At 75.9% G+C, this 20111-nt stretch carries 18 protein-coding genes; 6 read left to right on the top strand and 12 right to left on the bottom strand.

Translation table 11 applies throughout. From position 1 onward, the window contains the following. Nucleotides 1-167: 167 nt before the first annotated feature. The 4 genes from ACSMX9_RS06910 to ACSMX9_RS06895 are packed head-to-tail and all read right to left on the bottom strand — an operon-like array spanning nucleotide 168 to nucleotide 6480. Complete coding sequence (locus ACSMX9_RS06910; RefSeq protein WP_445400829.1) at nucleotides 168-3224, bottom strand: SAV_2336 N-terminal domain-related protein; 3057 nt, start codon at nucleotides 3222-3224, stop codon at nucleotides 168-170. After that, nucleotides 3214-4269, bottom strand: coding sequence for an AAA family ATPase (locus ACSMX9_RS06905; protein WP_445400827.1), 1056 nt, complete (start codon nucleotides 4267-4269; stop codon nucleotides 3214-3216). Before ACSMX9_RS06905 ends, ACSMX9_RS06910 begins: the two co-directional genes overlap by 11 nt. A gap of 37 nt (nucleotides 4270-4306) precedes the next feature. After that, a complete protein-coding gene (locus tag ACSMX9_RS06900) occupies nucleotides 4307-6097 on the bottom strand; it encodes a VMAP-C domain-containing protein (protein WP_445400825.1) in 1791 nt (596 codons plus the stop codon). A 2-nt stretch (nucleotides 6098-6099) separates the two neighbouring features. Further along, nucleotides 6100-6480, bottom strand: a complete 381-nt coding sequence (locus ACSMX9_RS06895; RefSeq protein WP_445400823.1) for a CU044_2847 family protein — start codon at nucleotides 6478-6480, stop codon at nucleotides 6100-6102. 271 nt (nucleotides 6481-6751) lie between these two features. Between ACSMX9_RS06895 and ACSMX9_RS06890 the strand changes: the two genes are divergently transcribed. The 4 genes from ACSMX9_RS06890 (at nucleotide 6752) to ACSMX9_RS06875 (ending at nucleotide 9952) form a co-directional block, all read left to right on the top strand. Beyond that, complete coding sequence (locus ACSMX9_RS06890) at nucleotides 6752-7093, top strand: ArsR/SmtB family transcription factor (RefSeq protein WP_366117008.1); 342 nt, start codon at nucleotides 6752-6754, stop codon at nucleotides 7091-7093. Between the two features lie 68 nt (nucleotides 7094-7161). Next, nucleotides 7162-8784, top strand: a complete 1623-nt coding sequence (locus ACSMX9_RS06885; RefSeq protein ID WP_445402920.1) for a SulP family inorganic anion transporter — start codon at nucleotides 7162-7164, stop codon at nucleotides 8782-8784. Beyond that, the gene (locus ACSMX9_RS06880) at nucleotides 8778-9206 is read left to right on the top strand and encodes an ATP-binding protein (protein ID WP_445400821.1); all 429 of its coding nucleotides are present in this window, start codon (nucleotides 8778-8780) and stop codon (nucleotides 9204-9206) included. Before ACSMX9_RS06885 ends, ACSMX9_RS06880 begins: the two co-directional genes overlap by 7 nt. 53 nt (nucleotides 9207-9259) lie before the next feature. Further along, entirely contained in the window at nucleotides 9260-9952 is a 693-nt protein-coding gene (locus ACSMX9_RS06875; RefSeq protein ID WP_445400819.1) for a PhnA domain-containing protein, read from the top strand. A gap of 55 nt (nucleotides 9953-10007) precedes the next feature. Here ACSMX9_RS06875 and ACSMX9_RS06870 read toward each other — a convergent pair whose 3' ends face one another. Together ACSMX9_RS06870 and ACSMX9_RS06865 are read right to left on the bottom strand one after the other, a co-directional pair. Continuing rightward, nucleotides 10008-11471, bottom strand: a complete 1464-nt coding sequence (locus ACSMX9_RS06870; protein ID WP_445400817.1) for an acyl-CoA synthetase — start codon at nucleotides 11469-11471, stop codon at nucleotides 10008-10010. Between the two features lie 126 nt (nucleotides 11472-11597). After that, a complete protein-coding gene (locus tag ACSMX9_RS06865; protein WP_445400815.1) occupies nucleotides 11598-12242 on the bottom strand; it encodes a hypothetical protein in 645 nt (214 codons plus the stop codon). 68 nt (nucleotides 12243-12310) lie between these two features. Here ACSMX9_RS06865 and ACSMX9_RS06860 point away from each other — a divergent pair, with 68 nt between their 5' ends. After that, on the top strand, nucleotides 12311-13105 hold the full coding sequence (locus tag ACSMX9_RS06860) for an EI24 domain-containing protein (RefSeq protein ID WP_445400813.1): 795 nt from the start codon (nucleotides 12311-12313) through the stop codon (nucleotides 13103-13105). A gap of 43 nt (nucleotides 13106-13148) precedes the next feature. On the opposite strand, the gene ACSMX9_RS06855 is transcribed toward ACSMX9_RS06860, so the two are convergent. Next, nucleotides 13149-14408 carry a pyroglutamyl peptidase gene (locus tag ACSMX9_RS06855; protein ID WP_445400811.1) on the bottom strand — a complete coding sequence of 420 codons (1260 nt, stop codon included), beginning with the start codon at nucleotides 14406-14408 and terminating at the stop codon, nucleotides 13149-13151. A 92-nt stretch (nucleotides 14409-14500) separates the two neighbouring features. Further along, the gene (locus ACSMX9_RS06850; protein WP_445400809.1) at nucleotides 14501-15421 is read right to left on the bottom strand and encodes an SGNH/GDSL hydrolase family protein; all 921 of its coding nucleotides are present in this window, start codon (nucleotides 15419-15421) and stop codon (nucleotides 14501-14503) included. Between the two features lie 416 nt (nucleotides 15422-15837). On the opposite strand from ACSMX9_RS06850, the gene ACSMX9_RS06845 reads away from it, so the two are divergent. After that, nucleotides 15838-16332, top strand: coding sequence for a DUF3145 domain-containing protein (locus ACSMX9_RS06845; protein ID WP_366117487.1), 495 nt, complete (start codon nucleotides 15838-15840; stop codon nucleotides 16330-16332). 63 nt (nucleotides 16333-16395) lie between these two features. On the opposite strand, the gene fabF is transcribed toward ACSMX9_RS06845, so the two are convergent. The 4 genes from fabF to ACSMX9_RS06825 form a co-directional block, all read right to left on the bottom strand. Next, nucleotides 16396-17664, bottom strand: coding sequence for a beta-ketoacyl-ACP synthase II (gene fabF, locus ACSMX9_RS06840; protein ID WP_351238505.1), 1269 nt, complete (start codon nucleotides 17662-17664; stop codon nucleotides 16396-16398). Nucleotides 17665-17739: 75 nt separating this feature from the next. Next, nucleotides 17740-17988 (bottom strand): acyl carrier protein, encoded by a 249-nt coding sequence (locus ACSMX9_RS06835; RefSeq protein ID WP_351238503.1) that lies wholly within the window; start codon nucleotides 17986-17988, stop codon nucleotides 17740-17742. Between the two features lie 73 nt (nucleotides 17989-18061). Continuing rightward, a complete protein-coding gene (locus ACSMX9_RS06830; protein ID WP_445400807.1) occupies nucleotides 18062-19063 on the bottom strand; it encodes a ketoacyl-ACP synthase III in 1002 nt (333 codons plus the stop codon). 31 nt (nucleotides 19064-19094) lie between these two features. Then, the gene (locus ACSMX9_RS06825; protein WP_445400805.1) at nucleotides 19095-20057 is read right to left on the bottom strand and encodes an ACP S-malonyltransferase; all 963 of its coding nucleotides are present in this window, start codon (nucleotides 20055-20057) and stop codon (nucleotides 19095-19097) included. Nucleotides 20058-20111: the final 54 nt, after the last annotated feature.

Here is a 20111-nt window from a genome sequence, read left to right as displayed (position 1 = left end):
GTCCGGCGGGGCCCGCACGGCGGTCCTCCCTCCGATCGTGGGTGCGGCCGGGGGACGGCGCTCGGCGGGCTGGGCCGCGCGGGGGGCCGCCGGACGGGTGGTGGCGGCGGGTGCCGCCGCGCCGGTGCGCGGCGGCCCGGACCGGTGGTGCTACGCACCCCCCGGGGTCAGTCCGGTCCCCGGTAGCGCTCGGTCAGTTCCTCGTCGGGCCGGCCGCCCGCGGCGAGCAGGTCCCGGTACGCCTGCCGGGCCTCGGCGGTGCGGCCGGCCCGGTCCAGGGCGGTCAGGTGCAGCCTGCGGAAGCCCACGTGCCGGGGGTGCTCCGCCACCAGCCCGGACAGTTCGTCCACGGCGACGGTGAACCGGCCCTGCTCCAGGTCGGTCTCGGAACGTATCTCCAGCAGCCGCAGCCGCAGTGCGCCCAGACGGTCCCGGGCCGCGTCGGCGGCCGGACCGGGCACCCCCGCCAGGGGGGTGCCGGACCAGAGGGCGAGCGCGGCGCGGGCGGCCTCGTGGGCGCCCGCGGAATCGGCCCGCAGCCGTTCCGCCTTCGCCGCCAGCCGTTCGAACTCGTGGACGTCGGCCCGGTCGGCGCTGGTGTGCAGCGCGTACCCGTCGGGCAGCACGGCGAGCCGACCGGGCCCGAGCGCCCGGCGCAGTCCGGCGGCGTGCGCGGCGAGCCGACCGCGCGGGTCCGGGGGGGACTCGCCGGGCCCCCACAGGCCCGCGGAGAGTTCGGCGTGGCCGACCGGGCGGCCCGGGCGCAGCAGCAGCGCGCACAGCAGCGCGGTCCGCTCCGGCGGGCCGAGGTCCAGCGGTTCCGGCGGGGGCGTGTCGGGCCACGCGGCCCACCAGGGCAGATCGGTCCGCCCGACCCGCACCGGCCCCATCGCGCGGTACTGGAAGTACTGCTCGGACGGGGGCCGCAGGCGGTAGGAGCGCAGACCGCCCAGCCAGGCGAGGACCGCGTGGCGTTCCGCCCGCGGGCCGTCCCGCAGGGCCGCCAGGGCACCGGCGGTCAGCACCCGCACGTCCGGGGGGAGCCGGGTGAGGAGCTCCGCGCGGGGCTCGGGGCCGCCGTCCGGGGACATCAGCAGGGCCAGCAGGGCGGCGAACCGGCGCAGGTCCTCGGCGCGCCGGTCCCCGCCGGAGGCGGTGCCGAGTGCGAAGCCGGTCAGTTTGGGGGTGCCGTTCGGCAGCACCACGACGCAGTGCGGGCCGATCGCCCCGTGCACCAGGTCCCGTTCGCCCAACTGCGTCAGGGCGCTGGCGAGGCCCCGGGCGACCGAGGTGGTCAGCCGGGAGGGCAGCAGGAATCCGCTGGGGGCCGCGAGCACGTCCAGCGCCAGCCCGTCGAGGTGCTCCAGCACGGCGTACGGGACGGTGCCGTGGGTGCCGGAGTCGAGCACCCGCACGATGCTCGGGTGCCACAGTTCGCCGAGCGAGCGGACGGTCCGCTCGAACTCCCGGCGGTCACCGGCGGCGCAGGGCTGGACCACCACGTCCTGGCCGGTCCGCCGGTCGTGCGCCCGCCACAGGGCGCCGCCGGGGCGCAGCGGGTGGCGCAGTCGGTAGCGGTCGCCCACGGTCACCCCGGCGCGGAACGGCGGGCCGTCCGGGTGGGGCGCGTACCGCAGGGTGTCCGGGCTCACCACGGCGACCGGCCCCGTCCCGGAGGCGTCCGCCGCTCCGGTCCCGGGCGGCCCGGGCAGCCGCGCCTCGGCGCTCACCCCGCCCGGTGCGGTGCCCGCGCGGTCGTCGATCAGTGCGCCGACCCGGGCGAGCAGGGCCCGGGTCCGCAGTCGGCCGGAGCGGGGCAGCGAACGGGCCAGCACCTCGCGCACCCCGGGCCGGAAGGCGTAGCCGTCGACGGGGGCGCCGTCGCCGCTGAGCATGCCGCTGAGGATGACCTCGGCCAGGTGCTGGGGCTGCGGGTCGGGTTCCAGGGCGGCGTGGACCAGCCGCATGACCGGCAGTCGGGGGGTGCCGAGCGCCAGGTGGCCGGCGAGTCGGAACGCCTCTGCCGAGGCGGTGGCCCGGAACCGGGCGACGAGTTCCTCCGGGGGCAGGGCCGCCGCGTCGTCGCGGGGCGGGCCGTCCGCGGCGGTGGGCAGCGGCCGGCCGGCCACGCCGGCCACCGCGCCGGGGAACCGGCCGCCGCCGGGGTCGGCGACCAGTGCGGACCAGTGGGCGAGCCAGCGGGGCGCCACCTCCAGTACCGGCAGCGGCACCGTCGACGGGGCGGGCCGGGCGACCGGGTCGTAGGGGGCGAAGGCGAGCGCCGCGTTGGGGGCGGCGGCGGCGGGTGCCGACAGCAGTCCCGCCGCCGGGCTCAGCGCGGTGGCCCGCCACAACCGCTCGGGCAGCGGTTGGAGCACCGCGACCGGCATCCGCCGCAGCCAGCGCCCCAGGGTGCGGTACCAGCGTTCGCCCGCAGGGCCCGACCACCACGGGGGGCCGGTGCAGTCGCTGACCAGCAGGGTCACGGTGCGGCCGTCCGCGGGCACCGGCACCGGGGTGCGGCCCGGGCCGCCGACCCGGCCGTCCGGGTCCAGCCGGTACGCCTCCACCGTGCGGAACACCCCGGACCGGGTGAGCGCGGTGCGCAGGTCGCGGACCAGCGGGCGCCACACCGGCATGGTCGGTCCGGCGTCGTGCACCAGGTGTAGTCGCAGCCAGCGCTCCCGGGCCGGTCGCAGCACCGGCAGCCACTGCCCCGGGGCGTCGGCGAACCGGGCGATGCGTTCGGCGGTGGCCGTCTCGTCGAGTTCGTGTCCGTGCGGGGCGGCCACCCGCCGGGCCAGGGGGCGCAACGCCCGCTGGAGCGGCAGCGGATGGGGGAGCATCGGGGGCGCGACCGCGCGCAGCGGCAGCCGGGTGACGGGGGCCGGCGCGGCCCGGGCGGGCGGCTCCTCGGGCGCGGGCAGCGGGCGGGCGGGCGCTTCGGGGGCCGCCGTCCCCGCCGGCTCGGGGGGCCGGTCGGGAGCGGGCAACAGGTGCAGCGGGACGCCTGGTTCGACGGGCGGCAGGGGAGTCCCGCCGGGTCCGTCGACGCGGACCGGGGCGGTGTCGGGGACGGCCGGGGGCGCGGCGACCGGGTCCGGCTGGGCGTGGCGGGCGAGCCACAGCAGTTCGGCGAGTTCGGTGGGGGTGGGGGCGGCGCCCCGGGCGGCGGCGGTCAGCACGGCGGCGAGCCGGGCGACGCCGCCGGGTTCAGCGCTCATCGTCGTCCGCCCCGGGCCCGTTGCCCAGGTACGGCATCAGCCGGGCGGCGAGCGCGTCCCGGGAGGGTCCGGTCAGCCCGGCGGCCCCGGTCAGGTAGATGGCGTTCAGCAGTTGGTCCGTGGCCAGTTCCCCCGCGTCCGAGCGGCCCAGGAAGGTGGCGATCAGGCCGCGCGCGTAGTCGTCGGGGGCGCCGAGGTGGGCCCGGACGATCCGTTCGAGCCGGTCGCCGTCCGGCCGGCGCAGGCGCAGCGAGACGCAGCGGCGCAGGAACGCGGGCGGGAACTCCCGTTCGCCGTTGCTGGTCAGCACCACGAAGGGGAACGAGCGGCAGCGGACGGCACCGCCCCGGACGGTCACCCGCTCCGCGTCCCCGTCGACCATCACCCGGGCGCGGGGGGTGTGCCGGGCCGCCCGGACCAGTTCGGGGATCTCGTAGCGGCCCTCCTCCAGGACGTTCAGCAGGTCGTTGGGGAGGTCGAGGTCGCTCTTGTCGATCTCGTCGATGAGCAGGGCCCGGGGCCTGCGGTAGGGGAGCAGCGCGGTGCCGAGCGGGCCGAGCCGCAGGTGGTCCTGGAGCGCCTCGTCTCCGTCCGCGTCGGGGGAGCCGTCCGCGGGTGCCTCGGACGAGGGGGCCGCCGTGCGCACCGCGGCGGACCGGGCCGCGTGGAGCCGGGCCAGCGGGTCGTAGCGGTACAGGCCGTCCTGGAGGGTGGCGCGGCTGGTGATGTTCCACCGCAGCACCGGGCCGAGCCGCAGTTCCCGGGCGACGGCGTAGGCGAGCGAGGACTTGCCGCTGCCGGGCGGGCCGGTCACCAGCAGCGGACGCCGCAGGAACAGCGCGGCGTTGACGAGGTCCACGGCCTCCGGGGTCGCCTGGTAGGTGCGGGCCCGGTGCGCCAGGTCGGGGGAGCCGGCCTCCTCGTCCCCGGCGGGGGGTTCCAGCGGGGGCCCGCCGTCGAAGGCGCGCCACGGTGGTGGTGCGGGCAGGGCGTCGACGTGGTCGTGCGGCGCTGCCGTGCCGGTGTAGACGGGCCACTGGGACATGACCGGACTCTCCTCGGGTGGTCGGTCGGGACGCGGGTCAGCGGACGGGCGAGGCGGCGTGCCCCGGGGGCTCGGGGAAGTGCCGGGGGTCCTCCCACAGCAGGCTCAGGTCCCGGGCCCAGTGGGCGGAGCGGTCGGCGGAGAGGTACGCGTCCCTGCGCAGCGCGCGCACCCGGTGGGGGATCTCCTCGGGGGGCAGGTCGGCCAGGTGCGTGCGGAGCCGGTCGAGGAACTCCCCGCCGGGACACGGCTCCCCGGTCCCGTGGCCGCCGGCGCAGCCGGTGCGCGGCCACAGCATCACCGGGACCGAGCCGTTCAGCCCGGCGGTGAACAGCCGCCTCATCCGGGGCGAGGTGGGCGGTGCGGTGAACGCCATGACGTGGCCCTCGTCGAACAGCCGCACCGTCAACCGGCCCTGGTCCTCGGTGCTGCCGCACTCCACCCGCACCAGGTCGGCGGGGACCGGCCCGTCCCGGGCCGCGCGTTCGTCCAGCAGCCGCCACTTGCGCAGCAGCGCGTGTTGCAGGGAGCCCTGTCGCCGCCGTTCCCGGTCCATCACGACCACCGGGTACAGACAGCCGAGCGGGCTGGGGTCGTCGGGGCCGCGCGGCCACTGCGCGACCGGTTCGTTCAGGGAGCCGCGCGGCAGCACGAAGGCGATCAACACGCGTGCTTCGTGAGGGAGTTCGTGGAAGGCCGCGTCGACGAGTTCGGTGACGTAACGGGGCAGCGCCCGTTTGTCGAGGGTGCGGGAACCGAGGAGCCTGCGGTGCCCGTCGCGGTAGGTCGACACCTCGGCGAGGAACCGCCGTCCGCCGGAGCCGCTGCGTTCGAGTTCCACCACGATCGGGGTCCAGTCGGACACCGGACGGGCCGGCCGCACGGGGGCGTCGGGGAACCCGGCCCACCGGCGGAGGGCGTACCGCAGGGCCGGTTCGGCGACGAAGTCGGCGAGGCGGCCGGCGAACCGGGCCGGCGCCGCCGGGTCCGCCACCTCGAACAGCAGGTACCACAGGACCTGCCACAGCGACCGGAATCCGCCCGGCGGCAGCGGCGGCCCGGTCACCGGGTCCACCGACTCGGCGTAGAGCCGGTCCGGGACGCACTCCGTCCCGGACCGTTCCGCCTCGGCCACCAGCCGCCGCAGTCCGGCCCGGTCCGGGCCGGTCAGCCCCGGGGTGGGGATCAGGTCCGCGAGCGGCGGCCAGTGGCGGGCGAGCACGGCGGCCGGCAGCATCCGCGCGCCGCGCGCCCCGGCCCCGCCGTCCGCCGAGGTGACCATGCCCACCGCGCGCCCGCCGCCCGCGAGGACGACGGCGGCCCCGCTGAACCCGGGGGAGACCGGCCGACCGTGCCCGGTCCACGCCTCCAACTGCACCCACTCGTCCCGGATGCGCTGGGCGGCGGCGACCCGGTACTCCGCGAGGGCGCCCTCGTCGTAGTGCACCGGGAAGCCGTACAGCAGCAGTCGGGGCGGCGGTTCCTCGTAGCCCTCCTCGGGCGCGGCGAACTCGACCGGGGCCAGCGGCACCTCGTGCGGCAACTCCAGCACCGCCAGGTCCCCGGGGTCCAGGTCGCCGCCGCCCCACCCGCTGTCACTGACGGTCCGGGCGGTGATCGGCCCCAGCCCGGCGGCCTGCGGGAAGGTCACCGTCACCGGGGCGTCGGCCCGCTCCCGCACCACGTGGGCGCAGGTCAGCACGGTGCGCGCGGTGACCAGGAACCCGGCGCCGACCTCCCGCCCGCAGTCCACCCGGGCGTGCCAGGCGGCCGTGGGCCGGGTGGCGGTGGAGGCGCCCGGGCCGGACCGCGGCAGCGGCGCGCCCACGGTCAGGCCCCGGGTCCCGCGGCCGACCCGGCGGCGGAGTCGTCCGGCGCCGCGGCCCCGGCGTCCCGGGGCGACCAGGACAGCCGGACGAGCAGGTGTCCCTCGGCCCCGCCCCTGACGATCACGGCACCCGTCTCGGCGGTCAGCTTCACCCCGAACTCGATCTCCACGGAGTCCGGGGCGAGGCTCCCGTCCCGGAACACCCGCAGCGCCGCCGAGGCGGCCGCCCCGGCCCCCGCCAGGGACGCCTCGAAGGTGCGGGCGACCTGTTCCGGCCCCCGGTCGCCCCGGCCCACCGGCCGGGCACCGGTCCCGCCCCGCGGGTCCACCGAGACCAGGACGCGCGCGCCCTCCTCGGTCCTGAACTCCACCAACTCGTCCATGCAACCCCCGTGGTGCCGCCGTCCGTTCACGTGCCGTGCCGCGGTCCGATTCTTCACGACGGCCCGCACCGCTGTCAGCGGAAACCGGGGGAACGACCGGCGCACCGGCGCGTGGCTGACTTGCGGAATTGCAAAGTTTTGCAACTCGTTCCATCATGGGAGGCCGCCGCGCGTCCTCCCATGGGTGCCCGGCGGCCGTGCGCACGGGACGACGACACCGGCCGCCCCGTCCGACGGGGCCGCGAGGGGGAACGAGGAGGGGAACGCGACGATGCCCGTACCGCTGTACCAGGCCAAGGCGGAGTTCTTCCGGATGCTGGGGCACCCCGTGCGCATCCGGGTCCTGGAACTGCTCCAGGACGGCCCGAAGGCGGTGCGCGACCTGCTCGCCGACATCGCCGTCGAGCCGGCCGCGCTCTCCCAACAGCTCGCGGTGCTGCGCCGCTCCGGCATCGTGACCTCCACCCGCGAGGGCTCCACCGTGGTCTACGAACTCTCCGGCGGGGACGTGGCCGAACTGATGCGCGCGGCCCGCCGCATCCTCACCGAGATGCTCGCCGGACAGCACGAACTCCTCGTCGAGCTGCGCCAGGCCGAGGTGTCCGGCCCGTGACCGGCCCCCTCGCCCGCGCCACGGCCCGGCTGCGCGCCCTGCTGCCCGGCCGCACCGACCTGACCTCGATGCGGCGGGCCCCCCGCCGGGACCTGCTGGCCGGGCTGACCGTGGCCGTCGTCGCCCTGCCGCTCGCCCTCGGCTTCGGGGTCTCCTCCGGTCTCGGCGCCGAGGCCGGACTCGCCACCGCCGTGGTCGCGGGGGCCCTCGCCGCCCTCTTCGGCGGCTCCCGCCTCCAGGTCACCGGGCCGACCGGGGCGATGACCGTGGTCCTGGTGCCCATCGTCGCCGAGCACGGCACCGGGGGCGTGCTGACGGTCGGCGTGCTCGCCGGCGTGTTGCTGCTGGGCCTGGCCGCGGCCCGCGCCGGCCGTTGGATGGCCTACGTGCCGGCGCCGGTGGTCGAGGGCTTCACCCTGGGCATCGCCCTGGTGATCGGCCTCCAACAGGTGCCGGGCGCGCTGGGCGTGCCGGTGCCGGAGGGCGACGGGGTCCTGGTCGTGGCCTGGCACGCGCTGCGCGCGTTCGTCAGCGAGCCCGCCCCGGCCGCCGTCGCCCTCGCCCTCGCGGTGGCCGTGCTGATGCTGCTCGGGGCGAGGCTGCGGCCCGCCGTCCCGTTCTCGATCGTGGCGGTGGTCGCCGCCACCGCGGTGGCCCACCTCGGCCACCTGGACGTCGCCACCATCGGCGCGCTCCCGGCGGGCCTGCCCGCCCCCTCCCTCGGTTTCCTCGCCCCGGCGGACGTCCCCGGGCTGCTCGCCCCCGCCGTCGCGGTCGCCGCCCTGGCCGCCCTGGAGTCCCTGCTCTCCGCGCAGGTCGCCGACGGGATGACCACCGGGCCCCGGCACGACCCGGACCGCGAGCTCTTCGGGCAGGGCCTCGCCAACCTGGCCGCCCCGCTGTTCGGCGGCGTCCCCGCGACCGGCGCCATCGCCCGGACCGCGGTCAACGTCCGTTCCGGGGCCGTCTCCCGACTGGCCGCCCTCACCCACGCCGCGGTCCTCGCGGTGATCGTGTTCGCCGCGGCCCCGCTCGTCTCCCGCATCCCGTTGGCGGCGCTCGCCGGCGTGCTGCTCGCCACCGCCGTCCGCATGGTCGAGGTCGGCGCCTTGCGCGCGATGGCCCGCGCCACCCGCTCGGACGCGGTGGTCCTGGTGCTCACCGCCGCCGCCACCGTGGTCCTGGACCTGGTGTACGCGGTGGTCATCGGCCTGTTGGTGGCAGGCGCCCTGGCCCTGCGCGCGGTCGCCACCCAGACCCGGCTGGACCGGCTCGACCTCCCCCCGGCCCCGGACGGCGCCGGGGGGCTCGGCGAGGACCTCGTCACCTATCGCATAGACGGCCCGGTGTTCTTCGCCGGTGCCCACCGCGTCCTGCGCGAACTGTCCGCGGTGGGCGACGCCCGGGTGGTGATCCTGCGGCTGTCCCGGGTCACCGCGCTCGACGCGACCGGCGCCCTGGCGCTCAAGGACGCCGTGGAGGAACTGGAGCGGCGGGGCGTCGTGGTGCTGGCCTCCGGCATACGCCCCGGCCAGCGCAGGGCCCTGGACTCGGTGGGACTGCTGGACGCACTGCGCCGATCGGGGCGGGAGTACGCCACCGCGCCGGAGGCCGTCGCCGGGGCCCGGGCCCACCTCGAACGCGTCGGAGCGCCCGGTCCCCGGCAGCCCGCCGAGCGGGCCGCGTGGTGAGGCCCGCCGACGCCCCGCTCCCGCTGCGGCACGTGCTGACCCTGCCCACCGAGGGGGCCGCGGTGCGACTGGCCCGGGAGACCGCGGAGCTGGTCCTGGCGGAGTGGGGCGTGCCGCGCCGCCACCCGAGCGTGGGCCCAGCCCTGCTGATCCTGTCGGAACTGGTCACCAACAGCGTCCGGCACGCAGCCGCGCTGTCGGAAACGGTCACCGTCGTCTACACGGCCGGTCGGGGCACCTTCGCCTTCGCCGTGGGCGACCGGCATCCGTACCAGCCGTCCCTGTACGGCACGCACGCCACCGGTCAGGGCACGGGTCTCGCCACCGTCGTCGAACTCACCCTGTCCCTGGGCGGTACCGCGGTCGTCCGCGGCGACCGCGACGGCCGCGGCAAGAGCATCTGGATCACCCTGCCCCTGTGAGCCACCGAGAGCCGGACGGCTCCCGGAACCTCCGTAACCTCAGGAAGTACGACATGACGATCGAGTGGCGCTACACCACCCGGCCCGGCCTCGGGGTGCTGTCCCTGGCCGGCTACCTCGGCACCGAGGCCATCGGCCGGTTCACCGGGGCGATCGGTTGGGTGCGGGCCCGCGGCAGCGGACCCGTGATCCTGGACCTGACCCGGCTGCGCGGCTGGTCCGCCGACGGGCAGCTCGCGGTCTCCGAGGCCGCCCGGCGGCTGGCCGCCGAGGACCGGCCCCTGCACCTGGCCGCCATCCCCGCGGACGGGTCCCTCGTCCCCGCGGACGGCCACCCCGCCACCACCGTCCACGGCGACCTGGCCAGCGCGCTCGCCGCCCACGGCGCCACCGGGACCGCGCAGCGGCAGTGGCGCAGCGACGCATGGCCCGCGACCCCCGGACCCGCTGACACGTGCCGGCGGCCTCCGCCGGACACCACCGCACCACCGCAGCGCACAACGACGAGCACCAAGGAACGGAACATGAACGACATCGTGGTCAAGGACAGCAACGGCACCCCGCTCTCGGACGGCGACTCCGTCACCCTGGTCAAGGACCTCAAGGTCAAGGGAACCTCGGAGACCCTCAAGCGCGGCACCCTGGTCAAGAACATCCGCCTCACCTCCCGACCGGGCGAGGTCGAGTGCAACACCAAGAAGGTCAAGGGCCTCGTCCTCAAGACGGAGTTCCTCAAGAAGGCGTGACCCCCGCCGGTGGGCGGGGCCGGTGGAGGCGGCCCTCCCCGGCCCCCGCCCGCCGTCAGTTGCCCTGCGGCAGCGCCCGCTTCAGGACCTTGCCCATGTCGTTGCGCGGCAGCGCCGGGAGGTAGCGCACCACCCGGGGGCGCTTGTGCGGGGCCAGCCACCCGGACACGTGGTCCGCCAACTCCCGCTCCGCGGGCGGCGCGGCCGGGTCGACGGCGACCACCCAGGCGACGATCCGCTCCCCGAGGTCCGCGTCGGGCTCCCCGGTGACCGCGGCCTCCCGCACCCCCGGGTGCTCCAGCAGCGCGTTCTCGATCTCACCGGCGCCGATCTTGTAGCCGCCGCTCTTGATCAGGTCGGTCGCCCGGCGGCCCACGATCCGCACGCAGCCGTCCCCGTCCAGCACCGCCATGTCCCCGGTGCGGAACCAGCCCCCCTCGGCGAACGCCCCGGCCGTCGCGTCCGGCCGGTTCAGGTACCCGCTGAACAGCGTCGCCCCCCGCACCTGCACCTCTCCGACCGCCTCCGGGCCGTGCGCGGTCAGCTCGGCCCCCGACTCGTCCACCAGCCGCACCCCCACCCCGGCCAGCGGCGGCCCCACGGTCCCGGTCCGCGGCTCCCCGTCCGCCCGCACCGCGGTGGTGATCAACGTCTCGGTCATGCCGTACCGCTCCACCACCCGCCGACCGGTCGCGGCCGCGATCCGCTCGTGGTCCCGCAGCGGCAGCGCCGCCGAGCCGGACACCAGCAGCCGCGCCCCCGCCAGGGCCCGCACCAGCTCCGGGGCGTCCGGCAGCGCCTGCGCCAGCCGGTGGTACATCGTCGGCACCCCGAACAGCACGGTGCCGCCCGCCGTCAGCTCCCGGGCCACCCCCTCGACGCCGAACCGGCCCAGGTGGCGCAGCTCGCCGCCGAGCCGCAGCGGACCCAGCACGCCCAGCACCAGACCGTGCACGTGGAACAGCGGCAAGCCGTGCACCAGGACGTCGTCCGCCGTCCACGCCCAGGCGTCGGCCAGGCCGTCCAGCGTCGCGGCGATCGCCCGGCGCGGCAGCACCGCGCCCTTGGGCGCCCCGGTGGTGCCGGAGGTGTAGATCACCAGCGCCGGCGCCTCCGGGTCCGCGGGCACCGGACGGGCGGTGGCGTCCGCCGCGGCCGCCGGCGCCACCTCGACCTCGCAGCGCGGCACGTCCCGCAGCGCCGCGGGCAGTTCGACGCCCGGGGCCACCAGCACCCGGCGCGGCGCACTGTCGGCGAGGACGTGGGCCAACTCCCTCTCCCCGGAGCTGGGGTTCAACGGCACCACCGGGACCCCCGCGAGCAGCGCCCCCACCACGCCGACCGCGGTCTCCAGCGAGGGCGTCGCCCACACCGCGATCCGCTCGTCCCCGGCGATCCGCTCCCCGACCCGCGCCGCGGCCCGGGCCAGCTCGCCGTAGGTCAGTCCCTGCGCGCCGAAGGACAGCGCGGGGCGCTTCGCACGGTCGGGGTCCGCCAACGGCGGGAACAGGTCGGTCACGGTCGTTCCTCCTCCACTCGGGCACGCCCGGACCGGCACGGCTCGCGGGTCCGGGCGGGGCGCCTGAGTGCGCCCCGCCCCAGCCTGCCCCCTCGGCGGCGGCGCACGACCACCGGGACCCACGAGCTACCCCGGGCCGCCGGTGCTCCGCTGCAACAGCCCGTGGGTGAACTCCGCGGTGCACGGCCGGGGCGCGCCGGTCGCGTCCGGAGCGGTGAAGGCGAGGCCCCAGCGGGTGGGGGCGGTGCCCTGGAGCGGCCGGGCCGGGGCGAAGGCCCGGGCCACCTCGTCCACCGTGCAGGACCACGGCACCAGGTCCTCGGCCGTCCGCAGGGCGGGGGCCGGCGCCCCGGGCGCCCGGACCAGCCAGGCGTTCCACACCGCGCCGCCGGGCCCGGCCAGCACCTCGAACCGCAGCCCGGGCCAGAGCGGCAAGGGCCAGGTCAACGCCTCGCACCGCACGTCCCCCAGGAGCCGGGCGGCCCGACCCTCCGGCACGCCGAGCACCGACCGGTAGCGGCCGACCGACTCCCGGCCGCGCGGTGCGCGCACCAGCGCCTGCCAACGCCGGTTGGCCTCCCGCATGTCGGCGGCCGACACCCCCAGCTCCCGTCGGGCGTCGGCCACCAGCTCCGGCTGGTGGTCGGCCATGCGGCGCAGCAGCACGAGCTGGAGGTCCAGCGGACCCAGGGGCGCGGGGGGCGGCGAGGGGGAACGGGGCACGTCCCCATCGTGCCGCACGCCCGCCGCCCCCGCCCCGGGCCGTGACATGTCGACGCCCCCGTCACAGTCCGCCACGCCCGACGGCACCGGCCAAAGCTGCGGGTAGGGTTCCCGGCATGCGCGATCTCGGGGTGGGTTTCCGGTACATGATGAGTGGGCAGCGCTGGGTCGCCGCCCACGGCAAGGCGTTCGGGTTCGGCCTGATCCCGGGGCTGGTCACGCTCGTCCTCTACCTGGGGGCGCTGGTGGCCCTCCTGGTGTGGGGCGGCGACTTCGTCGGATGGGCGACCCCGTTCGCCGACGACTGGTCCTCGCCCTGGCTCGGCCTCTTCCGCGGCTTCCTCACGGTGCTGCTGTTCGCGCTCGCGCTGCTGCTGGCCGTCATCACCTTCACCGCCGTCACCCTGCTCCTCGGGCAACCCTTCTACGAGGAGCTCTCCGCCCAGGTCGACCGGGACGTCTCGCCCGACGGCACCGCGCCCGAGTCCGGGTTGCCGCTCTGGAAGGACCTGTGGATCTCCGGTCGGGACAGCCTGCGCATCCTGGTCCGGGCCACCCTCTGGAGCCTGTTGCTCTTCGTCCTCGGCTTCGTTCCGTTCCTCGGCCAGACCGTGGTGCCGGTGATCGGGTTCGTCGTCACCGGCTTCTTCCTCACCGAGGAGTTGACCGCGGTGGCGCTCCAGCGCCGCGGGGTCGAACTGCGCGACCGGCTGCGGCTGTTGCGGGCCCGCCGCCGGCTGGTCTGGGGCTTCGGCACCCCGCTGGCCGTCGCCTTCCTGGTGCCCTTCGTGGCGGTCTTCCTGATGCCCGGCGCGGTCGCCGGCGCCACCCTGATGGCCCGCGACCTGATGGGCGAGGAACTCGCCACCGGGCCGGCCCCCGCCCCGGCCCCGGCCACGACCGAGGCGTGACCACGCCCCGCCGGCCCCGGCGCGCGCCGGGGCCGGCGGCGGGTCAACGGGCGGCGGACACCGCCACCGAGAGCACGGCGCGCACCTGGTCGACGATGTCCTGCCGGTTGCGCTGGAACTCCGGATCGGTGACCGTCCCGGTCGCCGGGTCGGTGTTGCCCGCGCCGAACCGCAGCACCGGGGTGTGCAGGTGCCCCGCCGGAAGCGACGCCGGACCGAACCGGTCCCGCAGCAGGGTCGCCCGGTAGGCGATCTCGTTCGACAGGTAGTCCCCGCCACCGCCGGCCCGTGCCGTGGAGCCGGGCGTCGGCCCGTCCACCCGGTCGACGGGGGCGGTGGCCCCCGCCGGGATCTCCGTCACGCCCCGGTTGTCCCGCACCGGGAACCGCCCCGTGGGCGCCGCGACGATCGCCGCCGCCGGCAGGGTGCTGGACGTCCACTGCGGGCCCGGGCCCTCCGCGACCGGCACCTGCTCCCGCTGCGAGAGGTTCTCGTTGTCCGGGAACCCGCCGCGCCAGGCTCCGTTGGTCCGCTCCACGTCGAAGCGGTCCGGACGGCCCTGGCTCACCGTCGTCAGCAGGTCCACCCGGTCGAGGTGGGGCCGCAAGGTCCGTTCCACCTCGCCGTCGGTGAAGTCCTGCCACCGCACCGGGAACACCGCCGTCTCGATCCGGGCGAACCCGCGCGGGGTGCGGACCACCGTGCCGTCCAGGGCGAGGGCCGCGGCGCCCGAGGGGTTGCCGATCCGCACGTCCCGGTCGAGGGTGAACGGGTCGAAGCCGGTCATCAGGATGCGCAAGGGCTCCCCGCGCTCCGGACGCGCGGAACGGCCGAAGCGGATGGCGTCCTGCCCCCGGGAGGTGGTCTCCAAGGTTTCCGACAGCCGTGCCCGACCCCGCTCGTCCACGGTGAAGTCGGGCTCCCAGAGCCGTAGTTCACGAGCCATCGCCAGTCGGGCCCAGTACAGCGGACGGTCGTCGCCCCGGCTCAGGTCCCCGCGCAGCGGCCCTCGACCCTGCGCCCGGTCCACGGCCCGCTCCCACAGGCGCGCCCCGTGCCGCTCCACCACCCGGCGCGCCTGCCGGTGGGAGTCCGTGCGCGCCAGGGCCCGGGCGAAGGAGGGCGCCACCGCGTCGAACCCGGACCGCCGCAGGATCTCCTGCGGCGCCGCCCGCCCGAGGCGCTGTTCCTCCACCGAGGGCGGGGCGGCGGGCGCCTCCTCGGCGAGGGCGGGCGCGGGGGCGAGCGCCAGTGCGGTGGTCAGGGCGAGCGCACCGGTGAGTATCGGAGCCGGAACGGGCATGGGGGAACCTCCGTTGCCTGTGGGGTGGAGGCAGTATCCCGGGAACCGCGCGGTCCCCGCCAGGGGCGACGCCGCCCGGGGCAGGACCGGCGCTACTCGGTCGTCACCGCGCGGTAGGCCAGCTCCGCCAGCCGCGACTGCCCCTCCTTGCTCGGGTGGAACCAGTCCCACTCGCTCAGCTGGTCCTTCTGGAACCGGAAGTCGAACACGGCCCCGTCGTCGTGCCGGCACCGCAGGTCCTCGGCGCAGACCTCCCTGAGCACCCGGTTGTACGCCACGACCCGTTCCTGCACGGCGGTCCGCCGGGCGACGGCCTTCCCGTCGACCGCGTCCGCGTCCTTCAACATGGAGGGGCAGACGCCCAACTTCCACACCTGGCTGCCCAGCGGGTGGTCCCGTCCGGTGGACCACAGCCGCTTCAGGTCCGGCACGCTCGCCACGAACACCTGGGTCTTCGGCGACTGCCGCCGCAGCGTCCGCATGGCCTGTTCGAAGTCGGCCCGGAAGTCCGCCACCGGGGTCATCGCGCGCACCGAGGAACGGCAGGCGTCGTTCGCCCCGGCCAGCACCGTCACCAACTCGGGTCGGTGCGCCCCGGCCCGGTGCATCTGTTCCGGCAGGTCGACCATCCGGGCGCCGGTCCTGGCGTAGTTCCAACTGCGCTCGGTGGCGCCGGTCGGCCCGAGCAGCCGGTCGGCGAGGCTGCGCACCTCCCGGTCGGTGCCGGTCGCCCAGGAGGCTTCCGGACAGTCCGTCAGCACCGAGCAGGCGTCGAAGCCGCGGGTGATGGAGTCGCCCACGGCCGCCAGTGACTGCGGACTGGTGTCCCAGACCCGTTTCGGCCGCGGCGCGGAGCTCTCGCCCCGCTCCGCGGCGCCCGCCGCGGTGTCGTCCCCGCCGACGGCCTCGCACCCGCTCAGCGCCACGACCGCGGCCAGCGCGGCGGCCCCGGTCGCCACGGCGGTCCGTGCACGTCGACCGGTCGGCTCCGAACGGTGTGTGCGGCTACGCATTCCGGCTCCCCTCTGTCGCCTTCCACGACGTCCCTGCGCCCCCGGAGGTTGAGCCCGGGCCCGTCGCGCCGGGCGGGACCCGGGCCGGCCGGCGCCGCGCCCGCGTTCCGCAGGGCGTCCCCGCGGGTGAAAGCGCGGGGCGCACGGTCGCCGGGACCGACGGTACGTCACACTCCGCGCCCCGGCGCACGGTAGCCTCGGGCCCGTGGCGCCCGTCATCGCCGCACCGGCGGTGACGGGGCGGGACCACCCGCCCAGGGGCACCACTCCGGTGTGGTATCCGGTAAATTACCGGACGTCACATATGTCAGTTTTCGAGCTTCTCAGGCGTTGCCCACGTCCAACGAACAACCGCTCGGCACGGGTGCGAATCCGTCGAACCCAAGGCACCCCCTCGCCCCACCCTGGAGGTCCCGGTGACGACACGTGGAGTCCTGTACGTGCACTCCGCACCGCGTGCGCTCTGCCCGCACGTCGAGTGGGCGGTGGCGGGCGTCCTCGGGACGCGCGTCAACCTCGACTGGATCAGGCAGCCGGCCGCCCCGGGCGCCTGGCGCACCGAGTTCTCCTGGAAGGGCGGGGCGGGCACCGCGTCCCAGCTCGCCTCGGCCCTGCGCGGCTGGGACCTCCTGCGCTTCGAGGTCACCGCCGAACCCTGCGCCACCGCCGAGGGCGAGCGCTACAGCTCCACCCCCCACCTCGGGATCTTCCACGCCGTGACCGGCGTCCACGGCGACATCCTCGTTCCCGAGGACCGACTGCGCGCCGCGCTCGCCCGCTCCCAGCGCGGCGAGACCTCCCTGGAGACCGAGATCGCCCGGCTCCTCGGCAAGCCCTGGGACGACGAGCTCGAACCCTTCCGGCACGCCGGCGAGGGCGCCCCCGTCCGCTGGCTCCACCAGGTCGTCTGAACCGTCCCGGACGCGAGTGGGGGCCCGCCGGTACCGGCGGGCCCCCACTCGTCGTGCCGGGGACTACTGCGCGGCCGACCGGAACGCCAGCACCACGTTGTGGCCGCCGAAGCCGAAGGAGTCGTTCAGCGCCGCGATCGTGCCGGAGGGCAGCGCCCGCGCCTCGCCGCGGACCACGTCCGCGTCCACCTCGGGGTCGAGCTCGTCCAGGTTGATCGTCGGCGGGGCGATCCGGTGGTGCAGCGCCAGCACCAGCGCCACGGTCTCCACGCCGCCCGCTCCACCGAGCAGGTGACCCGTCATCGACTTCGTCGCCGAGATCGCCATGTGGTCGACGTCCTCGCCGAAGACCTGGCGCAGGGCCTTCACCTCCGCCACGTCGCCCTGCGGCGTCGAGGTGGCGTGCGCGTTCACGTGGGCGATCTCCGACGGCTTCAGGTCCGTCGAGTCCAACAGGTGCTTCAGGGCCCGCGCGATGCCGTTGCCGGACGGCTCCGGCTGCGTGATGTGGTGCGCGTCCGCGGAGATGCCCTGACCGAGGGCCTCCGCGTAGATCCGGGCGCCCCGCGCCCGCGCGTGCTCCGCGGACTCCAGGACGATCACGCCCGCGCCCTCGCCCATCACGAAGCCGTTGCGGCCCGTGTCGTAGGGGCGCGAGGCGCCGGTCGGGTCGTCGTTGTTCTTCGACATCGCCATCATGTTGCCGAACGCCACGATCGGCAGCGGGTGGATCGCCGCCTCCGTGCCGCCGGCCACCACGACGTCGGCGCGCCCGGTACGGATCATTTCGATGGCGTACCCGATGGCCTCCGCACCCGAGGCGCACGCCGACACCGGGGTGTGCACCCCGGCCCGCGCGCCCAACTCGATGCCCACGTTCGCGGCGGGCGAGTTCGGCATCAGCATGGGCACCGTGTGCGGCGACACCCGGCGCACGCCCTTCTCCTTCAGCACGTCGTACTGGTCGAGGAGGGTCGTCACACCGCCGATCCCGGACGCGATCACCGCACCGAGACGGTCGGGGTCCACCGCCGGGTCCTCACCGGCCCGCGCCGTGTACCCGGCGTCCCGCCACGCCTCCTGGGCGGCGATCAGCGCGAACTGCGCCGACCGGTCCAGCTTGCGGGCCTGCGGGCGGGGCAGGACCTCGCCCGGCTCCACGGCGACCCGGGCGGCGATCCGGACCGGCAGGTCCGTCGCCCACTCCTCGGTCAGCAACCGGACCCCGGAACGGCCGTTGACCAGACCGTCCCAGGTGGATGCCACGTCGCCACCCAGCGGTGTGGTCGCGCCGATACCGGTGACGACCACGGTGCGATTGGTCGAGTTCACAGGAATTCCTTCTCCACGGTTACGAGGGATTCAGCGGCGCCACCGCCGGGTGGCGGCAGGCATGACAGGGCTGGATCAGCCCTGGTGCTTCAGGATGTACGCGGTCGCGTCACCGACCGTCTTGAGGTTCTTGACGTCCTCGTCGGGGATCTTCACGTCGAAGCGCTCCTCGGCGGCGACGACGACCTCGACCATGGACAGCGAGTCGACGTCCAGGTCATCGGTGAAGGACTTGTCCAGCTGGACGTCCTCGGCGGGGATGCCGGCGATCTCGTTCACGATGTCGGCGAGACCCGCGACGATCTCTTCCTGAGTGGCGGCCATGTGGCGCTCCTTCTTCATCACTAACCAAAAGGGGACGGCGATCCGGACGGACCCGAAGGCCCGGCACGGACGCCTAGGGGAGGGTAACGACCGTGGCGGCGTACACGAGACCCGCCCCGAATCCGATGACGAGCGCGGTGTCACCGCTCTTCGCCTCGCCGGACGCCAGGAGCCGCTCCATCGCGAGCGGGATCGAGGCGGCCGAGGTGTTGCCGGTGGTCTCCACATCGCGGGCGACCGTCACGTGTTCCGGCAGTTTGAGGGTCTTCACCATCGAATCGATGATCCGCATGTTCGCCTGGTGCGGGATGAAGACGTCCAAATCGTCCGCGGTGATCCCGGCCGCGTCCAGCGCCTGCTGGGCGACCTTCGCCATCTCGAACACGGCCCAGCGGAACACCGCCTGGCCTTCCTGGGCGATCGCGGGGAACTTCTCGACCGTGCCGTCACGGTAGTCCGTCCACGGCACCGTCTGCTTGATGGTCTCCGACTTGTCGCCCTCGGAACCCCACACGGTGGGCCCGATCGCGGGTTCCGTCGACGGCCCCACGACCACCGCGCCGGCGCCGTCGCCGAACAGGAAGGCGGTCGCCCGGTCCGTCAGGTCGGTCAGGTCGCTCAACCGCTCCACGCCGATCACCAGGACGTACTCGGCGCTCCCGTCCACGACCATGCCGCGGGCCAGCGTCAGTCCGTACCCGAACCCGGCACAGCCCGCCGAGATGTCGAACGCGGCGGCCTTGTCGGTGCCGATGCGGTCCGCGATCTCGGTCGCCACCGCCGGGGTCTGCTTGAAGTGCGACACCGTCGACACCACGACCGCGCCGATCTGCTCCGGGGTGATCCCGGCGGCGGCGATGGCCTTGCCACCGGCCTCCAGGGACATCGCCGCGACGGTCTCCTGGTCGTCGGCCCAGTGGCGGGACGCGATCCCGGACCGGGAGCGGATCCACTCGTCCGACGAGTCGATCGTCTCCAGGATCACCTCGTTGGGCACCACCCGCGTCGGACGGTAGCCCCCGACCCCGAGAATGCGCGCGTACGCGGCTCCCCGAGCGGTCTTGATCTTCGCCATGCTCTTCGAACTCTCCTTCCCGGGTCCGGACTCAGGCCGTCTGCCCGGCGTGCTCGGCGATCAGCTCACGAGCGGCGTCGAGTTCGGCGGGGGTCTTCAGCGCCAAGGTCCGCACCCCGGGCAGGGCCCGCTTGGCGATGCCCGTCAGCGTGCCGCCCGGGCACAGCTCCACCAGGGCGGTCGCCCCGCGCGCGGCGAAGGTCTCCATGCACAGGTCCCAGCGCACCGGGTTCGCCACCTGGCCCACCAGCCGGTCCAGCACCTCCGCGCCCGAGACGACCGCCTGGCCGTCCTTGTTCGACACGTAGGCGATCGCGGGGTCGGCCGGCGACAGCTTCCGCGCGGCCTCCCGGAGGGCGTCCACCGCCGGGGCCATGTGCCGGGTGTGGAACGCGCCCGCCACCTTCAGGGGCACCACGCGGCGCACGCCCTCCGGCTTCTCCTCCGCCAGCGCGGTCAGCTGCTCCGCGGTGCCGGCCGCGACGATCTGACCCGCGCCGTTCACGTTCGCCGGGGTCAGCCCCAGTCGCTCCAGGTGCGGCAGCACGGTCTCCGCCTCGCCGCCGAGCAGCGCCGCCATCCCGGTCCGGGTCGCCGCGGCGGCCTCGGCCATCGCGAGCCCGCGGGTCCGCACCAGGCGCAGGGCGGCCGCCGGGGACAGCACCCCCGCGAGCGCGGCGGCGGTGATCTCACCCACGCTGTGGCCCGCGACGACGTCCGCCGTCAGGCCCGCGAGGGCGACGCCGTCCGGGGCGTCGGGGGAGTCGGCGGCCAGGGCCAGCGCGGCCAGCAGGCCGGCGGCCACCAGCAGCGGCTGCGCCACCGCGGTGTCACGGATGGCGTCCTCGTCGGCCTCGGTGCCGTAGTGCAGCAGGTCGAGGTCGATGGCCTGCGACCAGGCCGCCACGCGATCGGCGGCGCCGGGCAGGTCGAGCCAGGGAGCGAGGAAGCCGGGCGTCTGTGCGCCTTGGCCGGGAGCTACGAGTACGAGCACACTCACACTCTCTCTTGTGGGTGGCCTGGGCCGCCCGTGGGGACAAGGACGAAG

It is taken from the genome of Streptomyces sp. LE64, assembly GCF_052606915.1.
The sequence above is the reverse complement of the archived record's forward strand: the minus strand, read 5'-3'. Positions and strand labels throughout refer to the sequence as shown.

Bases quoted from the DNA above. Each gene is read 5' to 3' on its own strand.
- ACSMX9_RS06850 (WP_445400809.1), bottom strand. From the start codon at position 15,421: ATGCGTAGCCGCACACACCGTTCGGAGCCGACCGGTCGACGTGCACGG.
- ACSMX9_RS06910 (WP_445400829.1), bottom strand. From the start codon at position 3,224: ATGAGCGCTGAACCCGGCGGCGTCGCCCGGCTCGCCGCCGTGCTGACC.
- ACSMX9_RS06860 (WP_445400813.1), top strand. From the start codon at position 12,311: ATGCGCGATCTCGGGGTGGGTTTCCGGTACATGATGAGTGGGCAGCGC.
- ACSMX9_RS06885 (WP_445402920.1), top strand. From the start codon at position 7,162: ATGCGGCGGGCCCCCCGCCGGGACCTGCTGGCCGGGCTGACCGTGGCC.
- ACSMX9_RS06855 (WP_445400811.1), bottom strand. From the start codon at position 14,408: ATGCCCGTTCCGGCTCCGATACTCACCGGTGCGCTCGCCCTGACCACC.
- ACSMX9_RS06830 (WP_445400807.1), bottom strand. From the start codon at position 19,063: ATGGCGAAGATCAAGACCGCTCGGGGAGCCGCGTACGCGCGCATTCTC.
- ACSMX9_RS06905 (WP_445400827.1), bottom strand. From the start codon at position 4,269: ATGTCCCAGTGGCCCGTCTACACCGGCACGGCAGCGCCGCACGACCAC.
- ACSMX9_RS06890 (WP_366117008.1), top strand. From the start codon at position 6,752: ATGCCCGTACCGCTGTACCAGGCCAAGGCGGAGTTCTTCCGGATGCTG.
- ACSMX9_RS06865 (WP_445400815.1), bottom strand. From the start codon at position 12,242: ATGTCACGGCCCGGGGCGGGGGCGGCGGGCGTGCGGCACGATGGGGAC.
- ACSMX9_RS06835 (WP_351238503.1), bottom strand. From the start codon at position 17,988: ATGGCCGCCACTCAGGAAGAGATCGTCGCGGGTCTCGCCGACATCGTG.
- ACSMX9_RS06875 (WP_445400819.1), top strand. From the start codon at position 9,260: ATGACGATCGAGTGGCGCTACACCACCCGGCCCGGCCTCGGGGTGCTG.
- ACSMX9_RS06895 (WP_445400823.1), bottom strand. From the start codon at position 6,480: ATGGACGAGTTGGTGGAGTTCAGGACCGAGGAGGGCGCGCGCGTCCTG.